Source organism: Malaciobacter sp., assembly GCF_055140965.1.
The window spans coordinates 25,203-37,902 of record NZ_JBSRRO010000025.1 but is presented as its reverse complement, the minus strand read 5'-3'; the positions used below and the strand labels follow the sequence as shown (position 1 = coordinate 37,902).

9 protein-coding genes are annotated in these 12,700 nt (G+C 27.8%); 4 read left to right on the top strand and 5 right to left on the bottom strand.

What is annotated here, in order from left to right; translation table 11 throughout:
- The first annotated feature begins 161 nt into the window (after nt 1-161).
- Nucleotides 162-1,727: a nitrite/sulfite reductase gene (locus tag ACTCCZ_RS08535; protein WP_079579927.1), complete on the top strand. Its 1,566-nt coding sequence runs from the start codon at nt 162-164 to the stop codon at nt 1,725-1,727.
- Between the two features lie 12 nt (nt 1,728-1,739).
- Here the strand turns inward: ACTCCZ_RS08535 and ACTCCZ_RS08530 are convergent, their stop codons facing one another.
- Nucleotides 1,740-3,116, bottom strand: a complete 1,377-nt coding sequence (locus ACTCCZ_RS08530) for a chloride channel protein (protein ID WP_079579928.1) — start codon at nt 3,114-3,116, stop codon at nt 1,740-1,742.
- A gap of 197 nt (nt 3,117-3,313) precedes the next feature.
- Between ACTCCZ_RS08530 and ACTCCZ_RS08525 the strand changes: the two genes are divergently transcribed.
- The 3 genes from ACTCCZ_RS08525 (at nt 3,314) to ACTCCZ_RS08515 (ending at nt 5,507) form a co-directional block, all read left to right on the top strand.
- Entirely contained in the window at nt 3,314-3,748 is a 435-nt protein-coding gene (locus ACTCCZ_RS08525; protein ID WP_079579929.1) for a hypothetical protein, read from the top strand.
- Between the two features lie 71 nt (nt 3,749-3,819).
- Complete coding sequence (locus tag ACTCCZ_RS08520) at nt 3,820-4,344, top strand: GNAT family N-acetyltransferase (RefSeq protein ID WP_079579930.1); 525 nt, start codon at nt 3,820-3,822, stop codon at nt 4,342-4,344.
- A gap of 8 nt (nt 4,345-4,352) precedes the next feature.
- Nucleotides 4,353-5,507: a glycerate kinase gene (locus tag ACTCCZ_RS08515; RefSeq protein WP_079579931.1), complete on the top strand. Its 1,155-nt coding sequence runs from the start codon at nt 4,353-4,355 to the stop codon at nt 5,505-5,507.
- A gap of 20 nt (nt 5,508-5,527) precedes the next feature.
- On the opposite strand, the gene ACTCCZ_RS08510 is transcribed toward ACTCCZ_RS08515, so the two are convergent.
- From ACTCCZ_RS08510 to ACTCCZ_RS08495, 4 genes are all read right to left on the bottom strand, one after another.
- The gene (locus tag ACTCCZ_RS08510) at nt 5,528-7,549 is read right to left on the bottom strand and encodes a dynamin family protein (RefSeq protein ID WP_079579932.1); all 2,022 of its coding nucleotides are present in this window, start codon (nt 7,547-7,549) and stop codon (nt 5,528-5,530) included.
- Nucleotides 7,546-9,870 carry a dynamin family protein gene (locus ACTCCZ_RS08505; RefSeq protein WP_079579933.1) on the bottom strand — a complete coding sequence of 775 codons (2,325 nt, stop codon included), beginning with the start codon at nt 9,868-9,870 and terminating at the stop codon, nt 7,546-7,548. The genes ACTCCZ_RS08510 and ACTCCZ_RS08505 overlap by 4 nt, the downstream gene beginning before the upstream one ends.
- Before the next feature lie 113 nt (nt 9,871-9,983).
- On the bottom strand, nt 9,984-10,715 hold the full coding sequence (locus tag ACTCCZ_RS08500; RefSeq protein ID WP_079579934.1) for a fumarate reductase iron-sulfur subunit: 732 nt from the start codon (nt 10,713-10,715) through the stop codon (nt 9,984-9,986).
- Nucleotides 10,715-12,700, bottom strand: a complete 1,986-nt coding sequence (locus ACTCCZ_RS08495) for a fumarate reductase flavoprotein subunit (RefSeq protein WP_079579935.1) — start codon at nt 12,698-12,700, stop codon at nt 10,715-10,717. Before ACTCCZ_RS08495 ends, ACTCCZ_RS08500 begins: the two co-directional genes overlap by 1 nt.

Genomic DNA, 12,700 nt, shown 5'->3' with positions numbered 1-12,700 from the left:
TGTAGTAAAAAATTATAACTTATCTGAAGTTCAATTCAACTTTTTAAAATTTAAATCAGCTTAAATTACGGGTTGTTTTTTATAATCTGCAAGTGGCTCAAAATAAAATATATAAGTATTAATGTAAAATAGTAAAAAGTAGTAATTAAATAGGATTTAAAATGGAAAAAGAACTATCAAAACTTGAACAATTAAAAGCATCTAGAAATCCCTTGAGGGTTATAGATGATATTTATAAAGAAGCTAATGAAGGAGTACCTTTAAGTGAAGATTATATTGGTTTGCTTAAGTGGTATGGAATGTATCCTCATATAAATCATGATAATTTAGAAGATAAAAAATATTTTATGAAAAGAGTAAAATTAGTTGATGCTTCTATGAATCTTGAGCAATTAAAAGTAATGGCTAAAATAGGAAAAAAATATGCACAAGGTTTAGTTGATTTTACAACAAGAGAGAATGTACAATTTCATTATATACAAATAAAAGATTTACCAGAAATATTTAATATGTTAGAGTCTGTTGGATTAACATCAAGAATGGCTTCAGGTGATGGACCAAGACCAATTGTTACATGTCCTGTTAGTGGATTAGATCAAAATGAAATTTTTGATGTGACAAAAATAGTAAAAGAGATTGATACATATTTTGATACAAACGAAGATCAATTTTGTAACTTCCCTAGAAAATATAAACTATCAGTTAGTGGTTGTTCATGTCACTGTTGTGGACATGAAATACAAGACCTAGCATTTACAGCTTTTAAAGTAGAAGATGAAGTGCTATTTGATATGACAATTGGTGGAGGATTATCAAAATCAAAACAAATTGCATATAGAGCAAATAGATATGTTAAAAAAGAGCAAATAAAAGATATAGCTATTGCAGTTGCAGAAATTTTTAGAGATAATGGAAATAGACATAATAGAAATAAAGCAAGAGTTAGACACTTAATTAATGATTGGGGTGTTGAAAAGTTTGTAGATGAAATAGAGAATAAAATTGGATATAAACTTCAAATTGGATTAGAAGAACCAGAAATTACGCCAATTGAAAAAAGAAATCATTTTGGAATAAATAAATCTAAAATTGAGGGTGAAAGTTTTATTGGATTTGCAACAATAGCAGGAAGAGTTCCAGGTGATGATTTTGAAAAGTTTGCTACTATTTTAGAAAAATACGATGCAAAAGGAATAAGACTTACAACTAGACAAAACTTTATTGTATATGGTGTAAAAAATGAGTTTGCAAAGCAGTTAGCTGATGAATTTGATGCTTTAGGATATCCTTATAAACCAAACACATTTAGAGGTATAATACAAAGTTGTACTGGAAAAGAGTTTTGTAAGTTTGGAATTACAGAAACAAAAAACTATACAAATTCATTGATAAAATATCTTGAAGATAAATGTAGTGATTTTGATGAGTACATTAAAATATCAGTATCAGGTTGTGGAAATGCATGTTCTCATTCTCAAATTTCTGATATTGGATTAATAGGTTGTAAAACAAGAGTTGATGGTCAAAGAGTTGAAGCTTATGATATTCAACTAGGAGGACATTTACAAGGAACAATAAAGAGTAAATTTGCTCAATCTTCAAAATTGAAAATACCAGCAGATGAAGTTCCAAGTTTTATTGAAAAACTAATTAATGATTATAAAAAAGATAACTTAAATAGTAAAAGTTTTAAAGAGTATTTAACAAAAGTTGATTTAAATAGTTAAAATACAAAAGAGTTAATCCTCTTTTGTATGTCTTATTATATTTTTAAGTCTTCTTCTCATCTTTACAATTTTTTCTTTACTTTTTGAAGATAAGTCTATATCATTGTTATCAAAATCTTTTCCAAATTCAATACTTAACATATCGGACTTTTTCATTTTTAATATTTGTGAGAAAAATATACTTCTATGTCCAGTAATTAAAAAACTAATAACAGCACTTATTGCTGCATAATGCGCTATTTCAACTCCAAAGAGTTCAACTGCCATAATAGTAGCTGCAATTGGAGCATTAGCTGCACCTGCTAATACACTTGTGAATCCTAAAGCTGCAAATAATGCAAGATTATCTCCAAAAAGTCCTCCCAAAAAGTGTCCACTTGTGGCTCCTATATAAAATATAGGAGTAATAACTCCTCCACTACCACCAGCAGACAGTGTTATGGAGGTGAAAATGGTTTTCATAATAAATGCATACCATGGGACATCTTCTGCTATACTAGGATCTGAATAAAGAACATCAGAAATAGTATCAAGACCTAATCCAAAATATCTATCTCCAACAAAAAAAGATAAAATTACTAAGATTAATCCACCTAAAAAAGCTTTTGTGTAAATATTTATATCAATTCTTTTTATATAATATTCAGATTTTTTAAAAGCTGTAATTAAAAAATCAGAAACAATACCAAAAAATAATCCAGCAATTATAACTTGAAAAACTAAAGTTAAATCTATAGGAATTGCTTGGGAAAAATGTAAATTAAAATAGGTATAGTTTACTCCAAGCATTTTTGCAGTTGTATATGCAGCAAAGCCAGAGATAAATGAAGGAAGAAGCACATCATACATAATGATACCTACAATTAATACTTCAACTCCAAAAATTGCTCCTGAAATCGGAGTTCCAAATACAGAAGCAAAACCTGCACTAATACCACAAATAACAAGTTTTTTTCTATCTTTTTTTGAAAATTTAAAAAGGTCAGATAAAAAAGAAGCACTCCCTGCACCAATTTGTGCACCAGGACCTTCTTTTCCAGCTGAACCACCAGCAAAAAGAGTTATTAATGTTGCAAGTAATTTTACAGGAATAACTGCAACTTCAATTTTACCATCTCTTTTATGTACAGCTTCTATTACTTTTTCTGTTCCATGTCCTTTTGCATTTGGAGCAAATTTTCTAACAAGGTAAACACTAAGCATTAAAGCAAAAGGTAATAAATAATAATAATCAAAAGGAAGAAAATCTCTACTTACTTCTGCTTGGTGAATAGTATTTAAAAAAAATGCAATAATAAAGCCAATTGTTACACCTACAAAAGATGATAATAAAACCCATTTTGTAACACTAAAAAATATAACTGATTGTTCTATAATATGTTTTTTCATGAAAGTACTTAATAATTGGTTTTCTTTTAATTTTAACTAATTTAATATGAATTTAAGATTAGAAAAAAGAAAAATTTCAATATTTTGTGCCTATATTTAGGGACTTTGTTTTGAAAAAACAAAAAAAAACAAAAATCAATCACAAAAATCCTTAAATTTTGCTATAATATATGTAATTACTAAAATAAAGGGTAAGAGTGGAGAATTTAGCGAAAGAAATTTCTGAAGTTATAGTTTCAAGTAGAATAACAAATATTACAGATAATATGGATGATGTTATAGATATATTACAAAAAGATGAAGACCTATTTTATAAAGTAGAAAATCTATTAACAAAAGATGATATTGTTTGGGTAAACAAAAATAATAATAAAATTTTCTTTGAAGTATCTTTTGATAATGACTATCCAAAATCTGTAAACAGTAAAATTTTAGACTTAGATACGGAAGTTAAGTGGATTGAAAATCAAATATGTAAAGAAGAAGAGTCTATAAATTGGGAAAATGTAAAATATAGATACAAAAGAGCTTTAAAAGAGTTGGGCTTTAAAAATGTGACTTACTACCAAAAAGTAAGAGAAGTGATAAAGCTTAAAAAACCTACAAGATGGAGATTTTTAAACAATAACTAAAATCATTAGCATATGCATATTCTAAGATTATTTAGAGTAAATTTATATATATAATTTACTTAGGAATATTTATGCAAGAAATAAAACTAGAATCTATTGAAACTGAGCTTTTCAAAGCTACATGGAGCCTTTATGAAGGCTCTTTTCCCTCAAATGAAAAGCGAGAATTATCTGTACAAGAAAAAATACTTAAAAATAAAAATTATACTGCATTATGCTATTTAGATAGTAAAAACCAATTAATTGCATTGCTGTTTTATTGGAAACTTGGTGAATTTTATTTTATAGAACATTTTGCTGTTCACCCAAAGTGTAGAGGACAATCTTATGGGACGAAAATATTAAATGAATTTTTGAAAGATAAGAAAAATGTAGTTTTAGAGATTGAGCCTGTATGTGATGAACAGACAAAAAAGAGGTTGGATTTTTATAAAAGAGCTAATTTTGTTGAAAATAACTATGAACATTATCAAATACCTTTAAAAAAAGATGATAAATCAATTATATTAACTCTATTATCTTATGAAAAAGCAATCAATAATGAAGAGTATAGTAAACTTCATAAAATAATGCAAGAAAATCTTGCAATTTATTAGGAGATATTATGAACATATTGATTGCAAGTGATTCATTCAAGGACTCTTTAAGTTCAATGCAAGTTGCCAATGCAATACAAAAGGGTTTTTCAAAAGTTTTTGATGATGCAAAATATCAAAAATTTTTTTTAGCAGATGGAGGAGAGGGCACACTAGAATCAATCTGTACACAAACATTGAATTGTCAAGAAAAAAAGCTTGAAGTATTAAACCCAATTGATGAAAAAATCACAGCAAAATATGCTTTTATAGATGAAAAAACTGCTGTTATAGAGATGGCACAAGCAAGTGGATTAGAAATTGTAAAAAAAGAGAAAAGAGATATTATTAATTCTACAAGTTTTGGTTTTGGGCAATTAATTGCAGATTCAATAAACAATGGAGCAAAAAAACTTATTTTAGCAATTGGCGGAAGTGCTACAAATGATGTTGGAATTGGAATGCTTCAGGCATTAGGTGTAAAGTTTTATGATAAGCATAATGAAGAGATATCTACTAGTAAAATATTGACTGCAAAAGATATATTTAAAATTGAAAATTTTGATATTAGTGCATTGAGTGCTTTTAAAGATATTGAAATAGTAATTGCTAGTGATGTTACTAATCCTTTGTGTGGTAAAAATGGTGCTACTCATATATTTGGAAAACAAAAAGGAGCAACTTCAAAGCACATTGAATTTCTAGAAGAGAGTATATTTAAATTTTCAAAAATTTGTGAGAAAAAATTAGCAAAGAAAACAAAAGATGAACAAGGAGCTGGAGCTGCTGGTGGAGTAGGTTTTGCTTTAAATACATTTTTAAACGCAAGGTTTAAAAGTGGAATTGATACTGTAATTAATTTGGTAGATTTTGAAGAGAAAGTTAAGAATGCAGATTTAATAATTACAGGTGAGGGTAGAGTTGATGAGCAGACTATTTATGGAAAAACTATAACAGGAGTTTTAAAACTAGCTGTAAAGTATGACAAACCTGTAATAATTATAGCAGGTGGTTTGGATGAGGGATATGAAAAGTTATATGCCCATGGAGCAACTGCAATCTTTGATATAACACCTATTTCAAAACCTTTAGAAGATTTATTAAAACAAGCAGATGAGAATTTAACTGCAACAGCTTATTCAATTGCTAATATGATAGCTTTAGGGCAAAATAAGTCATTTTAAAATGTAGATATAAAAAGGAGTTAAATACTCTTTTTTATATCTTGTAGTTTTTTAATCTTATTATTATATATATCTTTCTTTGATTCAACAAATTTTATTCTATCTTCATTTATCTCTAAATATTGTTGTTTAGAGTATTTTATAATTTTAAATAAATAGTTTCTTTTTGATGTTAAAAAATCTTCGATTTTTTCAAATCCAAAATTAACTTTTAATTTTGTAAGTATTTCATCTTCTCTTGGATGAACTACATTGAATTTTGTAGGTTCTTTTTTGTGTAACTCTTCTGATTCTTGTATTTGTTGTTCAAAGTGTGCTATAGTTGCTTGAGTTGTTTGTATATAAGAGTATGACAAAGCCCCATTAAAGTATGCAAACTTTTTTCTAAGTGCAGAAATATTTTCTAATATTGTTCTATGATAATCAGATAATACATTTTCATAAACTTTTGCAGCAAAGTGTCTAGTATTTGAAAACTCTAAATCTGATGCAATTTCTCTATGTTTTTTGATTTTTTCATATGCTTCTTGCCACTTATGTATTTCTGATTTTAATATTCTATAAACATCTCTAAAAGCTTCATCTGTTTGTAGTTCATTGTTTTTTAGCATCTTAATTGAGCGTTTAAACATTTTATCTACTGTTTGATCATCATAAAATAAATTTTTATATACATTATCACTATCTATCCAGTAACTTGTAAACTCTACTTTTTCTATTTTTTTTGATGATAAGAAACCACCTTTATTTTCTTGATATCTATAATCTGTGATTTTTTTTACATTTTTAAAAGTTTCATTTGCAATTTTATCCATAATAGATTCTAAAGAAGTATAGATGTTAAATAAATCTTTAGAATACTTCTTGTATATACTATCAAATGCTTCAATTATTTGTTCTTGAGTTGATTTTAAAATATCTATTAAAGAATCATAAGTTCCAATGATTGTTTCATACTCTTTGATTAAAATATCACAAACATTTCTTAAATCTTTTTTTATAGCAAACTCTTTTGATTCTTTAGCTTGTGGTCTAATTGTATTATCAATAAACTCTAAAACTGAATTTATATTTGACTCTTCAAGTTGTTTCATGTCAAGTGAAGTATCTTTTTCTTGAATCTTATTTACTTTATCTTTAAATTTTTCAAAGTTTTGAGAAAAAAAGTCAAGAGAACTAACTTCTAAATTTTCATTTAATTTATTTTTAAACTCTTTAGTTACTTCTTCATATGCACTTTCCAGTAGAATGTTTTTTTGATGTTTTCTTGAATCTAGTGCTTGTTTTGCAGATATAGGAATAACTTCTGCAAAGTATTTATTGAATCTATTTTTGATATATTTTGTTGTTGTTTGGATTTGTTCATTTGTAAATTTATCTTTTTGATTTAGTACACATAAAGATTTATTTTTAAAGTGTTGCATGTACTCTTCTAAAACTTCTGCTTCACTCATTTTTCCTGCATTATCAATAAGAGTTAGCCAAATTATTCCTCCAACATCTCTTAATACTCTTCTAGTTGTTTCTGTATCACCTTGGCTTTGTGAGTTAAGCCCTGGAGTATCAACAAATGATATATCTTTTAAAATATCCATTGGAGCATATAGTGTTAAATATTTTACTTCTTCAAGCTCTTCTTTTCTTTGATCTGTAAAATCAGCAATTGCATCGATACTATAATACTCTTCTGCACCTGATTTGTAAGTAATTTTTAATTTATACTCTTCACCATAATTTATAAAATTAACTTTTGATGTAACAGGAGTTATTCCAGTTGGAAGAATATTTCTTGATAATAGTGCATTTAAAAAAGTTGATTTTCCAGCTGAAAATTGTCCTGTTATTGCAACTTCCATTGGATATCTTGCTCTTCTAATAAATTTATCTAAAATTGATTTTAATTGCACTGATGGTAAAAAATCATCATCTAAAAGTAAATCCTTTACTTTTCTTATTTCTCCTTCTATACTATTTTCATAAACTACATCTTTTTTTATGTAAGCGTCTTTATATTCTATTACAAATTGTTGTAATAACTTCATTTTTTACAACCTTTTTTTATTGTTTCTAATCTTTTTAAATTTTTATGAATTTCGATTGAAATTTTATCTTTATTTTTATCATTTTCTTTAAATGAATTAATCTGTTCTTTTAATATTTGTTCATTAGTTAATAATTTAGTCTCAAAACTCTTAAGTGGTGCATTTAATGTATCAAAAAATGTATCAATTAGTTGTTCTGAAACCTCTTTTGCTTTAGTTTTAATACTTTTTTCAATACTTATAAACTCTTCTTCCAAAACTTTTTGAATTTGTAAATCTAAACTTTGTATTTTTGATGCTTTTGCTTTAGAAACTAAATTAGTAATTTTTAGAATTAATATATCATTTGAAGAAGTTAAAAATCCACTTTTAAAGTCTTGTTGAAAAAAACCTCTTGCATCAAAATTATCATTGTCATGCTTTAATGAAAAACCAAAATCATGATATTTTTGTTCACAAATTTCACCAATATTTTGAGATTTTTTTATAAATTTATATCTATAATCCCTTACTACATCAATTATTCCATCTTTTAATGCAGTTTGAATGATATTTACTATTCTACTTTGTAGAGGTTTTTTCTTCTCTTTTTCAAATGTATATTTTACATCACTAACGACTCTTTGTCTGATAATATTTTGTAAGTCTATTAATTCTGTACTTAAAAATGCTTCTAATGATTCTATATAATTCTTTGCATCACTTTTATAATAAGTTATATCTTCTTGCATTGCTTGAAAGATTTTTTCATTTGCAGATTTCTTTTTATTGAACTCTTTTAATTCTGCTTCTAATTCATCTTTTGATTTTGCTAATAATCTTAATTCATAATTTAGTGCTGAATATTGTTTATCAATTGCTTTTATCAATTGTGATTTAGCACCTTTAATAATAAGCTCTGTTTTTGAACTATTTTTTCCAAATAGTGATTCAAAAAGATAGTTTTCAATTTCTATAATACCTGTATCTTCAAGTTTAAATCCAGCTTCTAGTGCTTCTTTTTCTTTTCCTGTTCTATGAAGTAAAGCCATTTTCCCAGAAATTGGAATAAATTTGATAGTTTTTAAAATATAGTCTAGTTGACTATCTTTATTTAAATTATGAAGTTGTCTTTTAATTGAAGTTTTTGTGTAGTTTATTACTTCTTCTAACTCTTCTTTTGATACTGTATCTGCTCTTGTGATTACTATTAATAGTTTTGAAATATTTTGATATAGTAATGCATCTACAATAAACTCTACATCTTTTAAAGTTGCACTTTGACTTACATTCATTAAGTGTAGCATCATATCACAGTTTGATAAGTACTCTTTTGTTATCTCTTCTCTTTGAATAACCGGATCATCAAGTCCTGGAGTATCAACTATTTCTATACCATCTTTTAAAAAATTTAAATCTGATTTTAATTCTACATATTTAACTAAATTACATCTTTTCCCACTAGCTTCTGCTGATGTGAAAGAAGCTAAATTCTCAATATCAACCTTATCACTTCTTGTGTCATCTTTTATATAATTATCTAATTCATCTTTAAACAATGATTTAGTTTCATTTACAAAATCTTTAATTGATTCTATTTCATTGGCGCTATTTTCTATTTTATTCCACTCTTCTTTATTCCAATAAAATACATTTGCAGATGGATTTTTATCATATTTTACAATTGTTAAATTTGCAGTTTCAGGAACAACTGCACTTCCTAATATCTCTTTACCCATAAGTGCATTAAGCATTGTAGATTTACCAGCATTCATAACACCAGTTATTCCAATTGAGAATTTTTGAGAATTTATGTAATTTATTGTATCTTCAAGTTCTTGTTTTAAATCTTGTTTATTAAATATCTCTTTTAGCTCTTCTATGATTTTTGATATCTCAATTTTATGTTCATTAAAGTTTAAATTATCATCTATAAAAATATCAGAGTTTATCTCTTTTTTATTAATTTCACTAGGGTCAAATAAAGAAATCAGTTTTTCATTATCTGAAACAGTAATTATCTTTTCATTTTTTAGATATTCAAATGCATTGTGCAATATTGATATATTATTATTTTCATGATTTATAATCTCTTCTATTAGATTATATTGAAGTTGATAAAGTTCATTTACATTATTTGGTGTTTTACTAGTTATTTTTTTACATAAAGAGTTAAAAGAGTTTAATGGTAAGTATTTTTCATAATTTTTTCTATTTGCACTTAAAATTAAAGCAACTATTTCAAAGAATTCATTTGTATTTGACTTAATAATTTCATATGAAATCTCTTTTTTTATTAAAATTCCATGATAAAGTAAAAAGTAGTCATTTGCTAGGTTCATTATGCCTCCATATAGCATTAAATATAAAAAGATAATTACCAAAATTGGTAATTATCTTTTTATATTGTTTTAATACGAAAAGGGAGGTTAATTCTTTTCGTATTAAAGAAGTTTTATTTAATTGAAACTAATTTTCTTCTTAAATAAGCAATTTTATTTTGTAATGGTAAATGTTTTGGACAATGGTCTTCGCAAGCCATTAATGACATACATCCAAAAATACCATCATCATCACCAACTAATTCATAAAAATCTTCAGTTGTTCTATTATCATGTGGATCAACTTCAAATCTTGCTACTCTATTTAACCCAACTGGACCAACAAAATCTGGTCTCATTAATATAGTACCGCAAGAAGCAACACAAATACCACACTCAATACATCTGTCAAGTTCGAAAGTTTCATCTGCTACATCTGGATCAACTCTTTCTTCAAGTTTTGAAATATCTGGTTTTTCATTTGTATGAATCCATGATTCAACTCTTTTTGACATTTTATCCATCCATTTACCTGTATTAACAGATAAATCTTTGATAAGTTCAAATGCAGGCATTGGCATTAATTTTAATTTTCCTTCTGGGTAGCTTGATGTAAGTGTTCTACAAGCTAGTGCTGGTTTACCATTTACAACCATTCCACAAGAACCACAAATACCTGCTCTACAAACAAAGTCAAAAGATAAATCAGCATCAAAATTCTCTCTAATGTAATTTAATGCAATAAAAAGAGTCATTCCAGGAGTCTCTTCAAGTTTATAATCTACAAAATGAGGTTTTGAAACCTTACTTCTAGGATTGAATTTAAGAACTGATATAGTTATTTCTCTACCTTTTTCTACACTCATTACTTGTCTCCTACTCTTTCATTTTTCTCTTTATAATTCATTGGTAATTCAAATGGCATTAAGGCATCTTGAATCTCATGTCTATCTTTACCCTCAGCTTCAAGTTTCTCTCTAATAGAGTCAACTTCTTCTTGTCTTTTTGCAGATAGCTCATTTTCAATAATCATACCCTTAGCACCATAACCTCTAAATGCTGGTGGCATTTCCATTTTCATAACATCAAGTGGTGCATATTCAAGTTTTGGTTCAATATCATTTGGATTTGGCCATGTACATAAAGTTCTGTTTAGCCAGTTCTCATCATCTCTTTTTAGATAATCTTCTCTATAGTGTGCCCCTCTTGATTCTGTTCTATCTCTTGCACCCTTAGCTACACAAAGTGCAATTTTTAGCATTTTTGGAACTCTATACGCTTCTTCAAGTTCAGGATTTCCTGCTCTTTCTTTAGATTTTACAGTTATATTTTTTGTTTTTTCTAATAACTCTTTTAACTCTTCAACAGCCTCTTCTAAGTGTGGACCATCTCTAAAGATACCAACTTTTTCATCCATGATATCTTTCATTCTATTTTTAATTTTAAAAATATCTTCACTACCATTTAAAGCTAATAATTCATCTAAGTATGCATCTTCTTTATCCACAAACTTTTGAATTGTAGCAGTTGGAATTGTAACGTCATTTTCTTTACAAAAATCTGCAAAGTAATTACCAATAATCATACCAGCAACAACAGTTTCAGATACAGAGTTTCCTCCAAGTCTATTAAATCCATGCATATCCCAACAAGCAGCTTCACCACAAGCGAATAGACCTTTTAATCTTGTTGATTCACCAGTTGGTTTAGTTCTAATACCACCCATTGAGTAGTGTTGCATTGGTAAAACAGGAGCCCATCCTTTTTTACCCTCATCAGCTGGATCAATCCCATTAAAGATTTGACAAATCTCTTGTACATCTCTTAAGTTTTTCTCAATATGCTCTCTACCTAAAATAGAGATATCTAACCATACATGGAAACCATAAGGTGATGGTACACCTTTACCATTTCTAATATGTTCAATCATTCTTCTTGATACAACATCTCTTGAAGCAAGCTCTTTTTTCTCAGGCTCATAATCAGGCATAAATCTGTGACCGTCAACATCTCTTAAGATACCTCCATCACCTCTACAACCCTCAGTTAATAAAATTCCAGATGGAACAATTGGAGTAGGGTGAAATTGTACAGCTTCCATATTTGAAAGTGGTGCAATTCCAGTTTCAAGTGCAATAGCTGCACCAATACCTTCACAAATTACTGCATTTGTAGTTTGTTTAAATACTCTTCCATATCCACCAGTTGCGATACATGTTCCTTTTGCAACGTAAGCTTCTAATTCACCTGTAATTAAATCTCTTACAACTGCTCCGTAACATCTACCATCTTCATGAATAATAGAAATAGCTTCTTTTCTATCTCTTATATCAACTTCATGTTTTAAAGCTTCATTTGCAACACCAAATAACATAGTATGTCCAGTTGCATCTGCTGTATAGCATGTTCTCCATTTTTTTGTTCCACCAAAGTCTCTTGATGTAATAAGACCATGTCTATCTTCATCTTCTGTTATAGTAGTTTTTTTAGCATTAATAACTGCTTCTCTTGAACCTGCTCTAACTCTAGTCCAAGGTACACCCCAACCAGCTAATTCTCTAATAGCTTTTGGTGCAGTGTGAACAAACATTCTTGCAACTTCTTGGTCACATCCCCAGTCACTACCTTTTACAGTATCTGCAAAGTGTAAATCTTCATTATCTCCATCAGACATCTTTGAGTTACCTAAAGAAGCTTGCATACCACCTTGTGCAGCAGCACTATGTGATCTTTTTACAGGAACTAATGATAAAACAATTGTACTAAGCCCTTTTTTTTGTGCGGCAACAGACGCTCTAAGTCCTGCTAGTCCTCCACCTATTACTAATGCATCACAGTAATTAATTTTCAT